Origin of the sequence: Natrinema ejinorense (genome assembly GCF_002494345.1) — an archaeon.
In the GTDB taxonomy this organism is placed as follows: Archaea; Halobacteriota; Halobacteria; order Halobacteriales; family Natrialbaceae; genus Natrinema; species Natrinema longum.
In genome coordinates, this window is the sequence record NZ_NXNI01000001.1 from 2537599 (window position 1) to 2558163 (window position 20565).

At 65.3% G+C, this 20565-nt stretch carries 22 protein-coding genes; 10 read left to right on the plus strand and 12 right to left on the minus strand.

Translation table 11 applies throughout. The annotated features are described in order from the left end of the window. Positions 1–18: 18 nt before the first annotated feature. Entirely contained in the window at positions 19–678 is a 660-nt protein-coding gene (locus CP557_RS12610) for an HAD family hydrolase (protein WP_097380232.1), read from the minus strand. A 396-nt stretch (positions 679–1074) separates the two neighbouring features. Between CP557_RS12610 and CP557_RS12615 the strand changes: the two genes are divergently transcribed. Then, positions 1075–1578 (plus strand): hypothetical protein, encoded by a 504-nt coding sequence (locus tag CP557_RS12615; RefSeq protein WP_097380233.1) that lies wholly within the window; start codon positions 1075–1077, stop codon positions 1576–1578. A gap of 119 nt (positions 1579–1697) precedes the next feature. After that, on the plus strand, positions 1698–2627 hold the full coding sequence (locus CP557_RS12620) for a ferritin family protein (RefSeq protein ID WP_097380234.1): 930 nt from the start codon (positions 1698–1700) through the stop codon (positions 2625–2627). A gap of 34 nt (positions 2628–2661) precedes the next feature. On the opposite strand, the gene CP557_RS12625 is transcribed toward CP557_RS12620, so the two are convergent. Next, positions 2662–3768 (minus strand): aminotransferase class V-fold PLP-dependent enzyme, encoded by a 1107-nt coding sequence (locus CP557_RS12625; protein ID WP_211290204.1) that lies wholly within the window; start codon positions 3766–3768, stop codon positions 2662–2664. A gap of 234 nt (positions 3769–4002) precedes the next feature. Between CP557_RS12625 and nirK the strand changes: the two genes are divergently transcribed. Both nirK and CP557_RS12635 read left to right on the plus strand, forming a co-directional pair. Next, entirely contained in the window at positions 4003–5091 is a 1089-nt protein-coding gene (nirK, locus tag CP557_RS12630) for a copper-containing nitrite reductase (protein WP_097380235.1), read from the plus strand. 140 nt (positions 5092–5231) lie between these two features. After that, positions 5232–6023 (plus strand): hypothetical protein, encoded by a 792-nt coding sequence (locus tag CP557_RS12635; RefSeq protein ID WP_097380236.1) that lies wholly within the window; start codon positions 5232–5234, stop codon positions 6021–6023. 42 nt (positions 6024–6065) lie between these two features. Here the strand turns inward: CP557_RS12635 and CP557_RS12640 are convergent, their stop codons facing one another. Then, complete coding sequence (locus CP557_RS12640) at positions 6066–6305, minus strand: hypothetical protein (protein WP_097380237.1); 240 nt, start codon at positions 6303–6305, stop codon at positions 6066–6068. A 154-nt stretch (positions 6306–6459) separates the two neighbouring features. On the opposite strand from CP557_RS12640, the gene CP557_RS22595 reads away from it, so the two are divergent. The 4 genes from CP557_RS22595 (at position 6460) to CP557_RS12655 (ending at position 9796) form a co-directional block, all read left to right on the plus strand. Then, positions 6460–6609, plus strand: coding sequence for a DUF7557 family protein (locus tag CP557_RS22595; RefSeq protein WP_169924378.1), 150 nt, complete (start codon positions 6460–6462; stop codon positions 6607–6609). Positions 6610–6817: 208 nt separating this feature from the next. Continuing rightward, complete coding sequence (locus tag CP557_RS12645; RefSeq protein WP_097380238.1) at positions 6818–7234, plus strand: universal stress protein; 417 nt, start codon at positions 6818–6820, stop codon at positions 7232–7234. A 110-nt stretch (positions 7235–7344) separates the two neighbouring features. Further along, a complete protein-coding gene (locus CP557_RS12650) occupies positions 7345–8271 on the plus strand; it encodes a hypothetical protein (protein ID WP_245853000.1) in 927 nt (308 codons plus the stop codon). Positions 8272–8533: 262 nt separating this feature from the next. After that, the gene (locus CP557_RS12655) at positions 8534–9796 is read left to right on the plus strand and encodes a digeranylgeranylglycerophospholipid reductase (protein ID WP_097380240.1); all 1263 of its coding nucleotides are present in this window, start codon (positions 8534–8536) and stop codon (positions 9794–9796) included. Positions 9797–9857: 61 nt separating this feature from the next. On the opposite strand, the gene CP557_RS12660 is transcribed toward CP557_RS12655, so the two are convergent. Beyond that, positions 9858–11498: a potassium channel family protein gene (locus CP557_RS12660; RefSeq protein WP_097380241.1), complete on the minus strand. Its 1641-nt coding sequence runs from the start codon at positions 11496–11498 to the stop codon at positions 9858–9860. Between the two features lie 237 nt (positions 11499–11735). On the opposite strand from CP557_RS12660, the gene CP557_RS12665 reads away from it, so the two are divergent. Both CP557_RS12665 and CP557_RS12670 read left to right on the plus strand, forming a co-directional pair. Further along, positions 11736–12533 (plus strand): ZIP family metal transporter, encoded by a 798-nt coding sequence (locus CP557_RS12665; RefSeq protein WP_097380242.1) that lies wholly within the window; start codon positions 11736–11738, stop codon positions 12531–12533. A 163-nt stretch (positions 12534–12696) separates the two neighbouring features. Further along, positions 12697–13140, plus strand: a complete 444-nt coding sequence (locus CP557_RS12670; RefSeq protein ID WP_097380243.1) for a universal stress protein — start codon at positions 12697–12699, stop codon at positions 13138–13140. Between the two features lie 35 nt (positions 13141–13175). Here CP557_RS12670 and CP557_RS12675 read toward each other — a convergent pair whose 3' ends face one another. From CP557_RS12675 to CP557_RS12710, 8 genes are all read right to left on the minus strand, one after another. Beyond that, positions 13176–13580: a hypothetical protein gene (locus tag CP557_RS12675; RefSeq protein ID WP_097380244.1), complete on the minus strand. Its 405-nt coding sequence runs from the start codon at positions 13578–13580 to the stop codon at positions 13176–13178. A 75-nt stretch (positions 13581–13655) separates the two neighbouring features. Next, entirely contained in the window at positions 13656–14123 is a 468-nt protein-coding gene (locus CP557_RS12680) for a phosphopantetheine adenylyltransferase (RefSeq protein ID WP_097380245.1), read from the minus strand. A 99-nt stretch (positions 14124–14222) separates the two neighbouring features. Next, positions 14223–14816, minus strand: a complete 594-nt coding sequence (locus CP557_RS12685; RefSeq protein WP_097380246.1) for a cysteine hydrolase family protein — start codon at positions 14814–14816, stop codon at positions 14223–14225. After that, positions 14816–15613, minus strand: a complete 798-nt coding sequence (locus tag CP557_RS12690; RefSeq protein WP_097380247.1) for a YqcI/YcgG family protein — start codon at positions 15611–15613, stop codon at positions 14816–14818. The genes CP557_RS12685 and CP557_RS12690 overlap by 1 nt, the downstream gene beginning before the upstream one ends. Before the next feature lie 90 nt (positions 15614–15703). Further along, positions 15704–17188, minus strand: coding sequence for a DNA primase DnaG (dnaG, locus tag CP557_RS12695; RefSeq protein ID WP_097380248.1), 1485 nt, complete (start codon positions 17186–17188; stop codon positions 15704–15706). Positions 17189–17335: 147 nt separating this feature from the next. After that, complete coding sequence (locus CP557_RS12700) at positions 17336–18121, minus strand: ABC transporter permease subunit (RefSeq protein WP_097381634.1); 786 nt, start codon at positions 18119–18121, stop codon at positions 17336–17338. Next, the gene (locus CP557_RS12705) at positions 18114–19037 is read right to left on the minus strand and encodes an ABC transporter ATP-binding protein (protein WP_097380249.1); all 924 of its coding nucleotides are present in this window, start codon (positions 19035–19037) and stop codon (positions 18114–18116) included. Before CP557_RS12705 ends, CP557_RS12700 begins: the two co-directional genes overlap by 8 nt. 123 nt (positions 19038–19160) lie before the next feature. Further along, positions 19161–20405, minus strand: a complete 1245-nt coding sequence (locus CP557_RS12710; RefSeq protein WP_245853003.1) for an MFS transporter — start codon at positions 20403–20405, stop codon at positions 19161–19163. Positions 20406–20565 lie beyond the last annotated feature (160 nt).

Sequence of the window (20565 nt, forward strand, 5' to 3'; positions counted from 1 at the left end):
GCCGAGCGAGCAACCCGTTCACTCCAGTATCGCAGACAGGCCGTACAGACTGGCGAGTTCGTGGTCCGGCGTGACGGACAGGGACACATCATCGTTGTGGTCTCGTCGCAAAAACGCGGCGTCGATCCCCGCGTTCCGTGCAGCGATCACGTCGTGTTCGGAGTCGCCGACGTAGAGAGCGGCCTCGGTACCGATGTCGTGTAGCGTTTTCTCGAGATAGTAGGGGTTCGGTTTCTTGCGTCGAAGGCTCTCGACGGTCATGGGCCGTCCCTGAACGACGTCGAACGAGGGAGTATCCAGACGATCGTACGCGAACGTGAGCGTCGGGTGCTGATTGGTGCTGACGACACCCGTCGGCCGCTCGAGTTCGTTCAGGGCGTTCACGTCGGGATACAGTCCTTTTTCCCCTGCCGCGATCGCATCGCGTTGGACCTGCGAACACGCTCGATCGCGGGAGAGCCAGAACGAGTCGGTCTCGAGTCCGTACGTTTCACAAATGGTGGTCAAGCGAGAGACCGTGACACCGTAGACGAGGTCGGCGACGTGCTCCGGATCGGGCGCAGTCACCCCGTGTTCATTGAACGCGTCGCGTATGGCAGCCTCGAAAACGGACCGATCGCTCGACGTTCGCTCGAGCAGTACGCCGTCGTTGTCGAAGAGTATGGCCTCGTATTCCATGCGTGTGTCTTTCGTGAGTAGTGTTCCGACGGTCTCCCGGTGCCCTCAATCCAGCGATGTGGCTACCCGTGTCCAGCGATGTGACTCCCCGCGTCAATTAGAGAGCGAGTCGTGCAGCCCCGTGTCTCCGACCGATCACCGGCCGTTCGTCTTCTGGACGGTTCTCGAGGGACCTCCAGTAATCGGCTGCCACCATACCCCAGTGACGCAGTTGTGCTGCTCATCTCATCGCAAGAAGCGGGCGACACACTCCCCGTCAAATCGGTTCTTCTCACCGACTCTGCGGGAGCCCTTTTAGACCAAGTCCCCACGACCGATGCTCGCGAATCTGCTGCCCGCGCGCCCACGGGGGGCAACGGACCAAAGTGACTTCGGCCGGCAGTCCCAAGGGGACCTATGAGCGAGGACGCCGCGGAGACACTCGCGGTCGAGGAATTCGTCGAGTACTGTCGCACCCAGGCCGGCCTGCTCTCGGGACACGTCGAGACGATGGGCGAGGAGGCCGACGAACTCCTCGACGAGATCGACCAGGAGATGGCCGACATCCGATCGCGCCTCGAGACGTTGCCCGAGGAGGTCCCGGCGACCGAAACGCCGTCGACCGCGGACGTCCCGGACGCCGCCGACGTCGACGTGGCGGCGATCGAGGAACTCCAGGAAGAACTCGAGGAGAAGCAACTCCTCGTGGAAGCCAAACAGGCACGGATGCAGGCCTTTCAGGATCTGGCAGCGGAATACACGACGCTCGCCGCGGAGCTGGTCTCGGAGGTAGAGGACGGCCAGGAAGCGCTGACCCGCATCGTCGAGTTCGAGGCCGACGCCGACGCGCCGGCGTACTTCGACGAGCGACAGACGATGGTCGAGGTCGCGGCCGAGTCGGCCGACTCCGGATCAGAATAGCCGGAGCGGGCGGACTGGACGCCGACGGACGTGATCGGCGGATCGGTCGTCGCTCGAGTTTACACTGGTAGTGACCCTCACCCAAATATTCATTGTCGATCGTGTTGTGCGGGCAACATATGGCGATCGACTACAGCGAGCGCGAGAAGTCCTACGAACTCTACCGAAAGGGCAAGCGAGAGGGGACGTGGGACCCCGACGACTACGACCTCGAAGCGGACCGCGAGGACTGGCACCAGTTCTCCGAGGCCGAGCAACAGCGGTTCCTCGCGACGTGTGCTGGGTTCTACGACGGCGAGGAGGACGTCACGCGGACGCTCGCGCCGTACATGATGGCCTTAGACGCCCTGCCGAACGAGGAGATGCCGTTCGACACCGTTCAAGAGGAGATCTACCTCGCCCAGCAGGTGTACGAAGAAGCCAAGCACACCGACCTCTTCAGCCGCTACTTCGAGGAGGTCTTCGAAACGCAGGAGACCGATCCCTACCGCGAGGGCGGCTATCAGGACCAGGGGTACAGCACGGACGACCTCTACGACACTGCGGACGACCTCCTGGCGGCGACCACGAGCGGCGACCGGACGGAACTCGTCTACGCGCTCGGCGAGGCCTATCTGAACTACATGGGCATCGTCGAGGCGCAACTCGCCCGCGGGGGCTACCTCAGCTTCGATCAGATGATCGAACTGAAAGCCGAGGAGATGGGCCGAGACGTCGTCCTCGAGTCCTTCCAGACGGCCATCGGGAAGGTCCGGCAGGACGAGACGCGTCACATCGAGAACGGGCGGTGGATCCTGGCTAAACTGGCCGAGGCCAACCCCGACATCGTTGCGGACGTCTACGAACCGCGCATCGAGGAGTACGTCGAAAATCGACTGCTGACGGGTCCGCTCTACGACGACCAGCCGTTCGACGGCTACGATCAACGAAAGATCGGCACACAACTCGTCCAGTACCTGCAAGACACCGTCGACTACATCGGTGCCGATCGGTTCGAGCGCTACGGCGACGTTCGCGCTGCCCTCGAGGAACGCCAGGCTGCGGACTGACACATGCGCCGTCGATCTCGCGTTCGAGGGCGGTCTACAGCGCCTCGAGCAGCGTGTCCACGTCTTCGCTGCTGTTGAACGCGTGGATCGACGCGCGGATGGCGTCCGGAAACGGCAACGACCGAACGACGATTCCCCGATCGGCGAGCCGTTCGACGGTCGCCGTCGGCTCGTCGTCGGCGATCGTCACCAGCCCGGACTCGTATCCCCGTGGACTCAGCAGCCGCTCGTCCGGAACGCCGTCCTTGAGCCGATCGGTGAGCCTCTCGATGCGCCGCTGAATCGTCTCGATTCCGACCGCCTCGAGGACCCCGATCGCTTCCGACAGTCCGGCGTGGGGTGCCGGACTCGTGGTCCCGACCTCGAACCGCCGCGCCCCGGCGGCGTACTGATAGTCGCTGGCGTTTGCGTCCGCGACGCTTCGGTAGCCGATCGCGGCCGGGACGAGGTCGGCTTCGAGTCCGTCGCGAACGTAGAGAAATCCGGCACCGAACGGGGCGAGCAACCACTTGTGGCCCGCCCCGGCAACGAAGTCGGCACCCCACTCGCCGACGTCGACGGGTACCTGGCCGGGGGACTGGACGGCGTCGACGAGTACCTGCGCCCCCGCGTCGTGAGCGACGTCGACGATATCGGCGATCGGGAACCGAGTGCCGTGGGTCCAGGTGAGCGAACTCACACAGAACAGCCTCGCGTCGTCGGCCGCCGCTTTCACCGCCTCGAGATCGAGCCGCCCCGACTCCGTCTCGAGGACCCGAACGTCGACTCCGAACTCCCGCTCGAGGCGCTGCCAGGGCAGAATCCCCGCGGAGTGCTCGAGATCCGTTCGGACGACGACGTCGCCTTCCGTCCAGTCGAACGCGCCCGCGACCCGGTTGATCCCGTCGGTCGTGCTCTGGGTGAGCGCGATCTCGCTCGGTGCAGCCCCGAGCAGGTCGGCCACGGCAGTCCGCGCATCGTCGTACGCGTCGAACGCAGCCGGATACACCCCTTCCGCCGCGGGGGCCTCGTACTCGTGGTACTCGAGCGCCGATTCGGCCGCATCGACGACGCGGCGCGGGCTTGGACCGCCAGCCCCCCAGTTGCAGTAGACGCTCGACTCGAGGGCAGGCATCGTTTCGCGAAGCTCGCTCGGTTTCATACGACGACTATGCATCGGATTCGTGTTCGTTCTGACGGTCGCTCTCGAGTGGCTGGTCGGCGGTGAGCGGCCGATCACCCGACGACAGGGGGCCGAAACCCGTTCTGGCCACACGGTCGACTGGATGGGCATTTAAATGACCACGATATACGGGGACTCTCCGAATGGATTACTATGCCGCGGGAACCGTCGCGATGGTTGATCATATGTCCACTACTATGACCAAGTAGAACGATGACCCAACCGCAACTCAGTCGACGACGGGTGATGCAGGCGATCGGGGCGACCGGCGCGCTGGCGGTTGCCGGCTGCCTCGATGGCAACGAAGCGGGGAACGCCGCTGAAACCAACCAGTCGGCCGATGCGGAGGGACTGCCGGCAGCGAAGGCGGTCGACGTCGACCGGATCGCGCGGGATCCGACGGACATCCCCTCGCCGGTCGACTGGAACGAGCCCCGCGAGCACGACGTGACGGTCGAAACGGTTCGGCGGACGGCCGAGATCGAGCCCGGCGTCACGTTCGAGTACATGACCTTCGGCGGCCAGGTGCCGGGGCCGATGATCCGCGTCCGGCGCGGTGACCGCGTGAACCTCACGTTCGACGTCCCGGAAGACCTGAACATGGCGGCTCACAACATGGACTTCCACGCGGTCTACGGCCCCGGCGGCGGAGCCGAGGCGACCACGATCGCGCCCGGCGACGACCCGGCCCGGATCAGCTTCACCGCCGACTACGCCGGCGTGTTCATCTACCACTGTGCGATCCCGAACATGGATCAACACATCAGTTCGGGGATGTTCGGCTCGATCCTCGTCGAGCCCGAAGACGGCCTCCCCGAGGTCGACCACGAGTACTACCTCGGCCAACACGAGATCTACACCGACGGCGACGTCGGCGAAGCCGGCCACCACAGCTTCGACTTCGACGCCATGCTCGAGGAGTCGCCGACCTACGTCGTCTTCAACGGCCAGGCCTACGGCTTCACCGAGAACGGCGTCGGGCCCATGACGGCCGAAACGGGCGACACCGCACGCGTGTACTTCGCCAACGGCGGGCCCAACCTGCTGAGCTCGCTTCACCCCATCGGCAACGTCTGGAGCCGCTACTACCGCGACGGCGACCTCCTCAGCGAGCCCGACCTGAACATCGAGACCGCGCCCGTCGCCCCCGGGACGACCACCGCCGGCGAGCTGGAGTTCCCCGTCCCCGGGCCGGTCAAAATCGTCGACCACGCGCTGACGCGGGCCACTCGCCGCGGTGCCCTCGCCGTCATCGACGTCGACGGCGAGCCCACTCGAGACATCTACGACGAGGACCCGTAAGGGATCGACACGCACACCGTCGGCTCTTTTCCGGTATCGATTTCTCGCGTGGTAGCCAGCGGGCGGCGAACGCCGGTGACTTCCCGACCGCCGGAAACGGGGCTATATACTTATACCGGTTCGGCCGCCAGTTTCACCCGATGGTGTTCGCCCCGATTCCGTCGATCACGTTCGATGCCAGCGATCCGGCCACGACGGTCGCGATCGGGCGGCTGTTCGCGTATCTCGCGATGGGCGTCGCAGCAGTGGTGTTGCTCTACTACGCTCGAATCTACGTCCGCGAGGTCCTCGCGGTCGATGCGGCTACCGAGCAGTGGTATCTCCTGATCGGGATCGGCGCGGCGATCGTCTACGCCGCCGCCGGCGTCGCCTCGCTGCTGCTCGAGCCCGACTGGATCGGCCGATTCGTCGACGGCGCGATCCTCTTTTTCATCCTCTTTCTCGCGCTGGCGATCCGTGCGATGTACCACGACCAGCCGACCGGGGGCGACCGCTCTCGGCTGCTGCCCGCGTGGGCGGACTACGTCGTCATCGTCGGCTTCGTCGCCGCCTGGTGGGGGACGTTCCTCGTCGAGACCTCCTCGACTCGGCTGGTTGTCGCGATCGGCTGGGTCGTCACCTCCGCGTGGGCGGTTCTCTATGGCGTTCGGGCCGTCCGCGTCCACGAGGGAACGACGTTCGCCGCGTTGACCCGCCACCTGCTGCCGGCGATCGTCTGTGTCACTGCGGTCATCTTCGTCGACTTGCTGACGAGTTACGCGGCCGGGTACGGCGCGCTCGCCGATGCCGCCTGGCTCGTCGGGACGACGCTCGTCGCCGCCTTCCTGTTCAACACCGCCGTCGCGATCCGCCAGCAAGGCGGGGAACTCGAGCGACTCTACGACTGGACGACCTGGCGCGAACAGTCCTTCGACGACGGCTCCATCGAATAAGTCATTCCCCGTGCGATCTTGCGGAGGAGGCGTGCGGGCGTCTCAGAGTTCACCGCGCAACACGACGTCGGCGTCGACTCGCTCGAGCATGTCTTCGGTGACGACGTAGTCTTCCTCGTCCTCGCTACCCCAGCCGATCGACGCGAGTACCTGTTCGGCTAGACTGGGGTTCGGATCGACGGCGGCCCGACCGTTCTCGACGGTCGCGACGATACCGAGTTCCGTTCCTTCGGCGTCGACGACCGTTTTGCCGACGTCGTCGTCGGTCAGTTGCGCTGTCATCGTCGAACCCTACCGCGACGAACCGGATAACCGAACGGCCGTCCCGTGCCGGTGTGGGTCCGGCCCGTCGACGCCGGCTGCGCACGCGCCCCGGGGCTATTTGCCGCTGCACCACGACGGATACGGTCGACGCGTTCCGACCCACACACCACCCATGACACAGACACTCGAGATCAGCGACGATCTGAAGGACCGACTCGACAGCCACTGCGAAGAAGGGCAGTCGCCGGCGGAACTCATCGAGGAACTGGTCTCGGTGTACGAGACCGAAGGGACGTTCCTGCAGGAAGGCTACTCCGAGTGAGACGGACTCCTGTCAGTGGGTGCCGACTCAGTCCCGACCCGCTGTGGGGATGCGACGAGACCCAGTGACAGCAGACCGTGTGAAGCGACGGAGTTCGAGGGTCCTGGAATTGCAGCCGTCGCCGCCGACAGTTGCTGGTCCGTGATTGCCAGCCCGCAACACGTGATAGTGGATGACACTCAAGTAATTGCTCCCCGTACGGGTCAGTATGCATCTGCTGGTCGCACTCGACGACTCGGAACCGGGGTGGGCGGCACTCGAGTTCGCCTGTCGAGAACATCCCGACGACGAGGTGACGGTGGTCCACGCCGTCGATCCGACCAACAGCAGCTACGGTGAGGCGGCACACCTGGGGCCGGAGGTGTTGCTCGAGCGCCAGCAGGAGGCGTCACAGGAACTCCTCGCGGCGGCCGAGGACCGCGCGGCCGACGAGGGGTGTGCGATCGAGACGGAGACGGTCGTCGGACAGCCATCCGACGCCGTCGTCGACTACGCCGTGGAAAACGAGGTCGATCGAATCATCGTCGGGAGTCACGGTCGGACCGGGTTCTCGAGGGTGTTGCTGGGCAGCGTCGCGGAGCGGATCGCCCGACAGGCGCCCGTTCCGGTGACGATCGTCCGCTAGCGGTCGGCCGGACGCGTCCGATCGACGGCCTCGCGTTCACCGCCCGTTATCTCTCCTCGAAACGGTCAAACAGAAAATATTTACTGAGAATGGGAGTAGTCGGACGCGACATGCCGCCATCCCTCCACCGAAGACAGGTCCTCGGGGCCGCCACTGCCGCGATTTCCGCGATGATCGCCGGATGCGTGGCTCACGGGCCGCACATGGAGATGCGAGAGACGTCCGACTCGGATCTCCTCTCGAGCGCGGTCAGTACGATCCCCGCCGACACCACGTCCGACAGGCTCCGTCCGATCGTCGAGACGATCGAAAACGGCACCAACAAACGGAACAGTCCCTCCCCGGAGCCACACCCGAGGCCCGCGACGCCGGTCGCCGGCTCGTCGGTCGACCGGCCACTCGAGTACGACGGGGCGTACTATACGCTCTCGGTGACGAACACGGTCGAACTGACGTTAACCGAAGCCAAATTCCGGGTCGAAGCGTCGGAACCGCGGTCCGACGATGCGACGAACGCGGTCGAATACGAGACGCTTTCGGAGAAAGACAGAGCAGCACTTCGTGGCGCTCTCCCGCCGGAAACCGGCGAACGGGAGTACGAATCCGTTCACGAATACTACGACACACAGGAGATGGAAACGTCAGTCCTCGTCCCGGAGACGAAATACGCTGCCGTCCTCCGGGACGGGCAGCGCTATCCGGTCGAACTGGCGAGTACCGAGGAAATACAGGGGTACACCTATCACTACGAGGCCGAGCGTGTCGCGTCGACGGCCGACGACTTCCTGACCTGGCTCCGATCGGAATACCGGTTCGATCTAACCGGGCTTTCGGACGACGAGCGGGCAATCGTCACCGAGGCGATCGAGGAGAGCAGGTACGTCGGTGATGAGGGAGACGAGGTATTTCGGTCGCTGTCCGAACGGTTTCTCTCGCAACCCGCGCTCGAGCGAAACGAGGAGACCGGAGACTGGTTCGTCCGGTACGACGGCAGTGAGTACAGAGCGGAACTCAGGCCACCACAAGCGTATCAATGACGGTATCGGCGTGCGAACCGGGTCGGACGGACTCCACCGAGAACCGAGCGATCGATCTCCGTTACCGCCCGCGATCACGCTGGTCCGTCGGACGTGTAACTCGTCGTTCGACCCATTCGAGCGACGGACTATCGTGCGATACTGACGCGGTGATCACAGCAGTACGCTCTTCCAGTGTCAAGGCCGGTACTCAAGGGATCCCGCCACGTACCGGCGACCGTAACAGGACAAACTAATTAAGGTCCACGACAGTCCCGATTACATGAACGACCGCTACGACGTAGTCATCGCCGGTGCCGGTCCCGCCGGCGCACAGTGTGCCCGCGACCTCGTCGCTAGGGGATACGACGTCGTCGTCCTCGAGACCGAGGCCGAGGCCGAGTTCCCGCGGCAGAGTAACAAGTCCACCGCGGGGACGTTCCCCTCCATGATGGCCGCCTTCGGGATCCCCGACGACGTGGTGATGCAGTTCACCGACAGCGTCGTCCTCGAGTCCCCGATGGAGCACTACGTCCGCGAACAGAGCGGCGCGGTACTGGAGTTCGCCGATTTCAAGCGGTTCCTGGTGAACGACGGCCGCGACGACGGTGCCGAGTACCGCTTCGACGCCCGCGTCACCGCGCCGATCATGGAGGGCGGCGAAATCGTCGGCGTCACCTACAACGGCGACGAGGAGGTGTACGGCGACATCGTCATCGACGCAACTGGGCCGAGCGCACCCCTCGCGAAGAAACTCGGCGTCGTCGATCTCAAACGCGAGAACCACGCCATCGGGATCGAGTACGAGTTCGAGGGGATCGATATCGATCGTCCCGGCTTCGCGGACCTGCGCGATGCGATGATGCTACGGTTAGACCACGAGATCGCACCCGGCGGCTACTCCTGGATCTTCCACACCGGCGAGGACACCGCCAAGGTCGGCCTCTGTTACATCCAGAACGGCAGCCACGACCAGTACAGTCGCGACGATTTCACCATCGACGACTACCTCTCCCACTGGCTCGAGACGGATCCACGGTTCCAGGACGCCGAGCGGATCGAAGGCAAACAACACCGGGGCTCGGCTCACATTCAGGCACCCGGCGCACTCCACACCGATCGGTTCATGGCGATCGGCGACACCGTCCCGAGCCTCGACCCGCTCTGGGGCGAGGGGATCAACAAGTGCATGCAGTCCGGTCGCGCGGCCGCCGCCACCGCCGACAGCTGTCTCAAATACGATAGCGTCGAGCCGACTGCCGAGAACCTCGAGGTGTACGAGACCCTCTGGCACCGAGACGTCGCCCCCAACGCGAAAAGCCGGCTGCTGATGACCCAGCTCCTCTACCTGGCACCGAACGACCGCTACGACAGGCTCATGCAGGACCTCCAGCGGCTCGACGACGACACGCTGGCCGAGGCGAACAAGGGCGACCCCCTCGCCATCGCGCGCCTGCTCGAACTCGAGGACGCGCCGTTGCTCGCCCGGTTCGCGAAACAGCAGTTGGATCTCGATCTCGGCTCCCTGCTATCGATCGGTCGATAGCGACGCAACCGTTCTACACGCGGAGCAGGCCGAGCGCCTCGGGGCTTGACCCCGAGACGGTTCACGCGAGGAATCGCTCCTCGAACGCCCGGACGCTCTCGTCCGTCCCGGCGAGAACGACCTCGTCGCGCTCCTCGAAAACGAACGAGCTCGGATCGAACTCGGTGATCGTCTCGCCGTCTCTCACCGCGGCGAGGACGGTACAGCCCGTCCGCGAGCGGACGTTGGCGTCGACGACCGTCCGTCCCGTCAGCCGGCCCGCCGGGAGTTTGACGACGTCGACCTGGCGGTCGATCGCCAGGACCTCCTCGTCCTCGAAGACGGTCGAAGCGAGCATCCGCCCGCTGACCGTCGCCAGCGACTGGACGTAGTCGGCACCCGCCCGATACAGCTTCTGGACGTTTTCCGTATCGTTCGCTCGGACGACGATATCGACCGACGGGTTCAGATCCCGCGCGACCAGCGTCGCGAAGATAGCGGTCGTGTCGTCGTCGAGGGTGACGATCACCGCGGACGCGTCGTCGATACCGGTCTCACGGACCGCCGCTGGATCGCGGGCGTCGCCCACGATGTCGACGCCGTCCCTGTCGGCGCTGTCGAGGACGGTTACTCGCGTGTTCGTATCGGCGAGCGCATCGCCCGCTGCCACGCCCGCCTCTCCGTAGCCGGCGATTATCACGTTCTGGGCCGAAAACGGATGGACCGTCGACATCGCTTCCGCCCGCAAGGTGTCGATCCGTTCCGGCTCACCGGCGACGAGCAGCCGCATCCCCGTGTCGAACTCGCGGTCCGGCGGGATCGGACTCTCGAATTCCCCGTCGATCCAGGCACCGATCCCGTCGACGCGGAACCGTTCGCGGGGCTGGATTTCGTCCGCGGTCCGCCCACAGAGATCGCTTCCGTCAGCGATCGAGAGCTCGACCAGCTCCAGATCGTTCCCGATCTCGATCCCCTCGTCGACCGCGGTCGTCACGGCCGTCGGCACCCGGTGGGCGAGGCTCTCGCCGAGCAACTGGCGTGGCGATAGGACCTCGTCAGCGCCCGCGATTTCGTGGTACGCCGCGAGGCGCTGGTCCTCGACCAGCGTCACGATCCGCACGTCGGGGTTCGCCTCGCGCGCGGAGAGGACGATGCTCGCGTTCGTATCGTCGGCCGAATCGGCCACCACCGCCCTCGCCCGTTCGATCCCGGCGTTCTCGAGCACCGTCGTCGATTCCGGATCGCCGTGGACGACCCGGTGGTCGGCCTCGTGTAACCCCGTCGCCGTCTCCTCGTCGGATTCGACGACGACGAACGCCTCGCCGCGGGACTCGAGTTCCTCGATGAACGCCTCGCCGCGGGACGTGTACTCGCAGATGACGATGTGGTCCTCGAGGTCGGTAACCGCCGACGGCGGCGTGACCGCCAGCGTGTTTCGGAGCCACGGCACCGCGAAGATGTCGACCGCGGTGAGGATCAGGCCGATTCCCATGAGTTGCAGCCCGATCGTCAACATGTACATTTGCGGCGTCGCCCACCCAGCATCCTCGCCATAGCCGGTCGTCGTAAACGACTGAAAGACGATTCCAAGCGATCGAAAGAGCGGCTGCGGGTCGTTTTCCCACGTTGCCATTCCGTAATTGTACAGCAACGTGGAGCCAACGGTCGCCACGGCCACCAAAACGAGATAGTGGCGGGTGCGGCGGGATCGCCACAGGGACATACACGACCTATTCGGCGGACGACTGTTGACGGTATCGGTCGTTCGACGACGACCGGCTGCTGACAGTCTCCCGTGTCCGACGACGACCGGCTGCGCCGTTGATCGGTTCCCGACAGGACTGGCAGTGACCCGTCGGGCGCTGGTAGGCACCGCCATACCGAGGGTCTCACGCCGGTGACACGGCCAGCGTGTCCGCCTTCGCCGACGATTTATACGCCGGGTGCAATACTCCGGCAGATGGTGCTCCTCGAGAACCTCCTGTTGGTGTTCGTCGCCGGCCTGATCACGGCGCTGGCGACGGGGATCGGCGCGCTCCCGTTTTTCTTCTTCGAGGGGATCAGCGACCGACGAAACGTAATTCTCTGGGGGTTGTCCTCGGGCATCATGCTCTCGGCGTCGACGTTCGGCCTCGTCGATGAAGGACTGGCCGAGGGGACGCCCCTCGAGATCGCGATCGGCATGGCGGCCGGCGTCGCGCTCGTCGTCATCGCCCACGACGTACTGATGGACACCGATATCGACCCAAAGCAGTACGAGACGGCGGATTTCAAGAAGCTCGTCCTCATCCTCGGCATCCTGACCGTCCACAGTTTTCCGGAAGGGGTCGCGATCGGCGTCTCCTTTGCCGATCTCGGGCTCGAGGGCGGGACCCAGTTCCTCGGCTTTACCGTTCCAGTGCTGGCGATCTTCATGACGGTCGCGATCTCGATCCACAACATTCCGGAGGGAACCGCGATCTCGATTCCCCTGCGCTCGATGGACGTCGCGAACTGGAAGCTCGTCTGGTGGGCGGTCTTCTCGAGCCTTCCACAGCCGATCGGGGCCGTCCTCGCGTTCGGGTTCGTCCGGTACGCCCGCGAGTTCCTCCCCTATGGCTTTGGCTTCGCCGCGGGCGCGATGATCTACCTCGTGCTCACGGAGTTCGTCCCCGAAGCGCTGGATATCGGCGAGCGGCTACCCAGCGGCGGCAAGCCGGAACTCGCGGGCGGTATCCTCGTCGGGATTCTGGTTATGGTGCCCCTGACGTTCGTCTGACCCGTTGACGGGGCTTCTGGCAGTCGAGAGCTATAGTAGCCACTGAAACGAGTGACACACTGACCGCAACGCCGTCGTGCGGTCAGGTGTGCAGTGACGTTCAGTGGCTACTAACCTGCCACTTCGGCAGGAATTTCACGGTCCTCGCCGTACGACCGGTACGATGTTCGACACGATCTTGCTCCCGACGGACGGCAGCGAACACGCACGCGCGGCCGCCGAAACCGGTATCGAGCTCGCGGCGGTCCACGACGCGACCGTCCACGTCGCCTGTGTCGCCGATACTGGCCCGCTGGGTGACCTCCGTCTTCCGGGCGATGCCGCAAGCGCCGAAGACGCGATCCGGGGCCGAGCCCAGGAGTACGTCGACGCGATCGTCGAACGAGTCGACGCAGCCGGACTCGCGGTCACCGGGACGGTACTCGACGGGCCACCGGAGGAGGCACTCCTCGAGTACGCTCGCGAGATCGACGCCGACCTGATCGTCATGGGAACGCGCGGTCGTGGCGGCGTCCACCGGATGGCACTCGGGAGCGTCACCGATCACGTGATCCGATTCGGCGATATTCCGGTCTTCGTCGCGAACTCGGCGTCACAGCCGGAGTGAGCGTCGCGGTCGCGGACGGCATCGACCGCCGTCGATCACCGCACGATCTCGTTGATCGCCGCCGTCCGGTGGCCGATCGACCAGCCGATCAGTGCGAGCCCGGCGTAGACCCCACTCGCGGGCAGGACGTACGGCCCGACGATCGACTCGAGCGGGACGCCGACCGCGTCGAGTGCGAGCGCGAGCAGCAACGAAATGAGGAAGAGTGCGATCCCGATGTCCGCGAATCGCATGGTGGGCAACTCCTGGGGATCCGCCCGCAGTCGCCCGATCGAATAAAAGACGAGCGTGTAGCTCACCCAGCCGGCGACGAGCGCCAGCCCGCCCGAAAGCGGTTCGTTGGGAACGTATCGGGGCACCAGTGAGACGTGGACGGCCACCGTTACGAGTAGCGCACTCCCGAGCAACACGACCAACAGCGGTCGTTGATCTCCGCTCATTGGCTACGCAGACTGTCTCCCGAGCTATTATTGTTGTGTCATCGACTCGTTCAGGGCCACACGGCTCGGACAGGGCTATTCGAGCACCCGTCCGTGCGCGTCGATCTCGCCGTTCACGATCCGCGTCGAGGAGATCCGTTCGCCGTCGTCGGCGTAGACGTATGGAGCGACGACCCCCGAGAGCGACTCGAAACCGCGGTCCCTGCGGCGATCGTTGATCGCCTCGAGTTCGGGGGCCGTTTCGGGAGAGACTACCAGCGCGTCGATCGACGGCTCGTCGGTCGCGATCCCGTACTCGCTCTCGAGGACGCGGAGTTCGACGTCGCGGCCCCACTCGTCGAGGTCGCGGATAGCGTCCGTCACGCCCCGCGTTCGTTCCTCGAGCGACGGGACGAAGCGGGGTTCGTGGCGCGTCTCGACTGCCAGTTCGTCGCTGGTCAGGGCGACGACGATGCCGTCCTCGCCGAATCGGAGCGCGTGCTCGAAGAGGGTTCGGTGGCCGTCGTGGAGCGGCCCGAACGTACCGGCGACTGCGATTCGCATACGAGGTGTCGAGCAGGAGCGGAGTTATACGTATGGGACGGAACACCCCGCCGGTCGAATCGACTGTCAGTCGTCGATCGCCGTCCCGAGCCGCCGGCGTCAGGAGTCGCGCTCGAGCAGGTCGGCGGTCGTCGTCACCGTCGCGAACTCGCCCTCGAGGTGGGCCAGCGCGGTCCGGTGAACCGTCGTCGCGTCGAAGCGCTCGCCGTCGAAGCGCCGATCGAAGGTCGCGGTCGCATCGCTGACGACGATCGGCTCGAACCCGAGGTTCTCGGCCATCCGCGTACTCGTCGAAACACAGTGATCAGTCGTGAGACCGACGATGACGACCGTCTCGACGCCGGTCTCACGCAGCCAGTCCTCGAGGCCGGTCCCGATGAACGCGCTGTTGACGTCCTTGACCAGCGTCGGCTCGTCTTCGGCCGGTGCCGTCTCGGGCGCGAACGCAAAGCCCGGCCCGTCGGCCCGGAGCGGCGACTCCGGGTCCGTCGAGTCGTGGCGAACGTGGACTACCGGCCGCGCTCGCTCGCGCCAGTACTCGAGCAGCCGCGCCGCCTGGGTTTCGGCGTCCGGGTTGTTCCGCTCTCCCCACGAAGGGTCGTCGAACCCCTGCTGGAAGTCGATCAGGACGAGCGCGGCGTCCTCGAGTCGCTCGTCTCCGCCCCTGTTGTCAGTCGGCTGCTCGCCGTTCATCACGGGAGTTTCGCCGCGGGTTTGGGATGCGTACGGGTCACCGTAATGGGACACGTCGACGGGGCCTGTTCGTCGTCGGCCGAGAGCATGTACTGGGGCCACTCCCGGTCGCCGTCGACGCCCCAGTCGCCGAGGTCGGCGTGTGGACAGACTCCATCGTAGCCCTCGAGTCGATCCTGAATCACGTCCCGGGCGTGCTGGCCGGCTTCGGTCTCGGCCGTGACGCCGAGCGACTCGAACAGCGCCCGCGGCTGGAACGTGATCTCGAGGCCGACCGGACAGTATCGGCTCTTGCGCGTGTCGTAGAACGGTGCCCGGCAGGTCGGGAACATGGGCTCGCCACCGAGACAGAACTCCCAGTAGGGGTCGTCGGGATCGGTCGGGATCTCCGCGGGCCAGGGCTCGGGATCGTGGAGGTGGAGCGTCTGCAGGATGTGCCACAGCGCGTCGTGGTACTCCCGTTCGGACAGCGACTCCGCGGGCGGCTTGAAGAACGTGACCAGCGAGGCCCGCTCCGAGTGGTCCTCGTAGACCGCGAGGTACTCGAGGATTCGATCACGCAGCGTCAACAACGCGTCCGCATCGCTCAACGATGGGACTGCGGTGTAGAGCGGGTCGCCGTTCTCGACGGATTCTGCGCCGAAAAAACACGGAAACGGCGTCCCGTTTCGGTCGCCGAGTAGTCCGTCCTGGAACGAGCGCCAGTGATCGGCCACCCACTCCGGTGCCCGTCCGGTCCGAACGCGCTGATCGAGCGTTTCCTGGTCCAGCAGCGACTGGATCCCTGGTTCGTTCATCCTAGTATTTTCTTCGGGTTCGAGAAAATGTAGCTTCCGTTTCCGTCGATCGGCTCCCGACCGAAGACGCCCTGCTACCGTGGCACGGACTCAGTCCGTCTCGGGCGGTCGCTCCGCGATGTCGTCGATCGCGTGGATGCTGACCGCGGTCGGCCGCTTGGTGAACTGCCCGAGCGAGCGCGCGACGATCCGATCGACGCCGCGATCGGCCGCCAGATCGAGCAGCCGCTGGCCGAGAATGTCATCGAGTACGACCGTCGTCGGCACCGACTCGAGCGACTCGAGCGTGCTGTAGGCATCGCTCGCGTCGACGTCCGCGATCGGCTCGTTGTCCGCGTCGAGGAACCGAACGCGGTCTGTTTCGGCGCGGACGATCGCGGCCGCGTGGTCGTAGACGGTTTCGGAACTCCGATCCGACTCCGCCTGCGACCCCGTCGTCTCACCGTGGCGGTGGGCCGACTCGGCGTCGGTTCCGTCGCCGGGTTCTGCCGGTGGCTGCGTCCGGACCGACGCCGGGTTCGCGTCCGCCCGTTCGGTCTTCGCTTTCGCCGTCGGTCCGTCGGCAGCCTCGGCCGCCGTGGAATCGCTACTCGAGTCGGGTGCCGTCTTCCCGCCCGAATCGGCCGTCGTCTCCGTTCCGATGGAATCGGCGTCGGGCTGGTCGGGTTCCTCGTCGATAGTCGCGGGCGACGCGGCCCTGGGTTCGGACGGCGGCGGTGCCGGCGTCGTGCTCCCGTCAGTTGCGGCGACCGCCTCCCGCGGTTCGTTCAGTTCCGAGACGGTCTCGTAGGGGACCTTGTTCCGCAACGCGGCGAACAGTTCGTGGTGGTCGAGATCCTCGACGGAGCTATCGGCGGGTGCGAAGGCGACGTAATCGATGTCGCCGACCTGCGCGAGTTCCTCGAGGATGAGGTCGCCGCCGCGGTCGCCGTCGAGGAACGCGGTAACGGTCCGGTGGCGGGTCAGTTCGGCCACCGCGTCGGGGACGTTCGTTCCCTCGACGGCAATGGCGTTTTTGACGCCGTACTTGAGCAGGGTGAGCACGTCGGAGCGGCCCTCGACGACGATGATGGCGTCGCTATCGGTGACCCGCGGACCCGCGGGAAGCCCCTCGTACTCGGTGATGTCCTCGACGCGAACCTGCTGGCGGACCTCCGCGAGGATCTCTTCGGAGGACATGATCGTATCGTCGAAGCCCGTCCGGAGCAACTCCTTGGCGCGATCGACGACTTCCTTTCGCTTTGCCGCACGGACGTCCTCGATCTCTCGAATCTGGAGGTCGGCCCGGCAGGGACCGACGCGGGTGATCGTCTCGAGGGAGGCCGCGAGCGTGGCGGTTTCGACCTTGTCGAGGCTGGTCGCGATCGTCGCGTTTCCGTGGGATTTGCCCTGTGTGCTTGCGATTTCGACATCGATACGGCCGACTTTGCCGGACTGTCGGAGGTCGCGGAGATCGAGGTCGTCGCCGAGGAGGCCTTCGGTCTGGCCGAAGATCGCACCGACGACGTCGCTTCGCTCGACGACCCCGTCAGCCGTGACGTCCGCGTGGATGAGGTATTTCGACGTGTCTTCCATTGGAGATCTGTCCCCGCGAGGGGTGCGGTGACGCGGGAATCGCGTACAGAGACCGATTTATATACGAGTTCGTCCGTGGGGGGCAAATAGTTGTTGACCGTCGAGCGGTGGCTGCATCGAGATCGCGAGTGGCGACCCGCCGCTCGCTCAGATGTCTCTGCGAGTGAACCAGAACTGACTGACACCGAGGAGGACGAGCGTCATCAGTATCCCGATCGCCGCCCCGACGAGGTCGTAGGTCCCCTCGAGCAGGATCTCGTTGGGATCGAAGTACCGCATCGGTGCCAGCGCCCCGACGACCTCGTAGGCGGTTCCCTCGAGCAGCGACTCGAGCAAGAACAGGCCGAACGCGGCTCCGATCGCGACCCGTTGTGCGATACTCGCCCGGTCGAAGACGACGGAACAGAGGATCCCGATGCCGGCACAGGCGAACAGGTACGGGATCGACAGGAGGTGGACCGCGAACACGTCGGCGATCGACAGGGGCTCGTCGATGAGTCGGCTACCGACGACCATCACGGGCGGGAGGACGACGTTTACCGTGACGATCGGAACGCCAAGTGCGGCGAACTTCTCCGCGAGGAGCCGCCGTCGGGAGACCGGCATCGCCAGCAGGGTATCCATCCGGCCCCGATCGATGTCGTCGGCGATCACGCCCGCGCCGCTGTAGGCGAAATAGAGGCCGAGCAGGATCACCCAGCCGAACACGTACAACTCGAACGCGAGAAACCCCCCGAGGGAGGTCATCGTCTCGACGTCGAACAGTCGAACGAGCTGTTGGGGGTACGCCGCCAGGAGTTCGTCCGCGGCGAACGACTCCCGGAACGAGGGGTAGACCCAGAGTATCATCGCGGCCAGGAGCGCCATTCCGACGGTCAGCGACGCACTCTCCGTGAGCCGCTTGCGACCGTCGTACCGGAGGAACTCAAGCATCGTCGGCCCCATAAAACCGCAGAAACACGTCTTCGAGCGGTGCTTCTTCGATCGAGCAGTCAAGCAGGACGTGCGTCGAGAGCGCCTCGAGAAGGGCGTTGATATCGCCCGTAAACGTGAACGCACACTCGGTGAACGTCCCGGTCGAGTCGGGGTCGTCCGTCCGGTCCGGACCGCTCGTCTCGAGGTCGTGTACCCCCTCGAGATCGAGCACCGCCGTCGGGATCGGGGTCGCGCTGTGGAGACGAACCGCCTTCCCGCTGCGAGTCAGCAGCGTCTCGACGGGCTCGACCGTGACGAGACGCCCCTGGCGAACGATGCCGACGCGATCACAGAGCCGTCGCACCTCGCTCAGGACGTGTGAGGAGAAAAACACCGTGACGCCGCGTTCGTTTTCCGCGCGGAGAAACTCGGCGAAGCGCTGTTTCATCAGCGGATCGAGCCCGCTGGTGGGCTCGTCGAGTACGACGAGGTCCGGATCGTGCATGAACGTCGTCACCAGCCCCAGCTTCTGGACGTTCCCGCTGGAGTACTCCCGGACCGGGCGATCGAGCGGGGGAGCGAACAACTCGAGGAGTTCGGCCCGTCGGTCGTCGCCTTTGACCGACGCGTGGAGGTCGAGCACCTCGGCACCGGTCGCCCGTTCGTCGAACCCCGGTTCGTCGGAGAGGTAGCCGATTCGTCGTTTCGCCTCGATCAGCCCGCTTCGATCCCGGACGTCGTGGCCGAGCACCCGCGCGGTCCCCGCCGTCGGCGAAATGAACCCGAGGAGCAATCGAATCGTCGTCGTCTTGCCCGCCCCGTTCGGGCCGAGATAGCCGAAGATCTCGCCGGCCTCGACGTCGAACGTCAATTCGTCCGCGGCGAGGACCTCCCCGTAGTCCTTCGTGAGCCCCTCGAGCTCGATGGCAGCCATGTGATACCTACGCGACCGTTCGGTTTGATTGTATTGGTTACATTACACTATGGCGGTCTCAGAAGAAAGGGCCACCGGGCAACACGGACGCGTCGTCACCGACCCTCGATTCGGACACACCGTCTACGCTCTCGTGACGAGTTTGATCGCCAGCACCCCTCCAGTGGTGGAGAACCCTGCGAGGACGACGAACATAACGGCAACGGAGGCGTAGGTGAGCACCGTTCCGACGATGGCCGCTCCGAGGGCACCGATCCCGAAGATGGCGAGGTAGGTGTAGCCAAACGAGAGCCCCCTGGATTCCGGGCTCGAGTATTTCGCGATCGTCGCCTGCGTGAGCGGTTGCATCGCGAAGATGGTGAACCCGAGGACGAAGCTGGCGATCAACAGCCCCCAGAGGCCCGCCTGGGCTGCGGGAAGGAATAGCAACGCGACGACCGTGAGGGCGGTCAGCATGATGATCAGTCCGCGGTCGGGTTCGATGGCGTCGGTGAGCCGGCCCCCGAGATACTGGCCGCCGATGCCGACGGTCAACAGTCCGGCGTAGAGGTACTGTGCGAGGTCGAACTCCTCGGCAACCGGGCTGTCGGGATCGAGGAACCCGGGCCGGACGTCGCCGACGGCCGCCGTCAGGAAGTCACCGAGGAGGTCGGGAAGGAAGGTCAACACACCGCGGTAGTAGAGCCCATTGAACGCGACGATCACGAAAACCAGCAGAAAGCCGAGGCTAAACAGGCGTCGCGTCTCACCGACGAATTCGGCGGGCGACGCGGGGATCCGACGCTGTCCGCCGTCGTTCGTCAACTCGACCGCCGCGGTCGGATCGAACTCGACGGTCAGGCCGGCGGCAGCGGCGACCAGGGCCGGAACCGCGAGGACGACCGCCACGAGCCGCCAGTCGAACCTGAGCAACAGGACGGCGGTCACCAGCGGTCCGCCAGCGATGCCGACGTTCCCGGCCATTCCGTGGTAGGCGAACGCCCGTCCGCGTTCCTCGACGCCGTTGCTGATGAGCGTGAGCCCCGCCGGGTGATAGACGCTCGCCGTGGCTCCCCACAGCGCCAGCGCGACCGTCACGCCGACGACGCCCGGTGCCAGACTCAGGGCCAGAAACGAGAGCCCCATCCCGGCGAGACAGGCGGTAATCAACGTTCGAGAGCCAAACCGGTCGACCAACAGCCCGGCCGGGAGCGCGCCGATGCCGAACAGTCCGTAGCCGATCGCGACCGAGACGCCCAACACCGCCGCCGTCGTCGAAAACTCCAGCAGCCAGATCGTCATCAGGATCGGAACCGATAGCTCGTAGGTGTGGACCATCGCGTGTCCGACGGTAACGAACCCGACGATCGACCGATCGTTGTCGTCCACACCGTCTGCTATTCGGCGAGTTCGAGTTATATATTCTGGTACGTGAGACCTCTCAACACGAGCCGGGCAGGTCGCTGTGACCGACGACGCGAGTGTCACAACTGCCCCGATCACGCCGGTGCGGTCGCGACGCTGTCGTTCGATTCGCACTCGCGGAGTC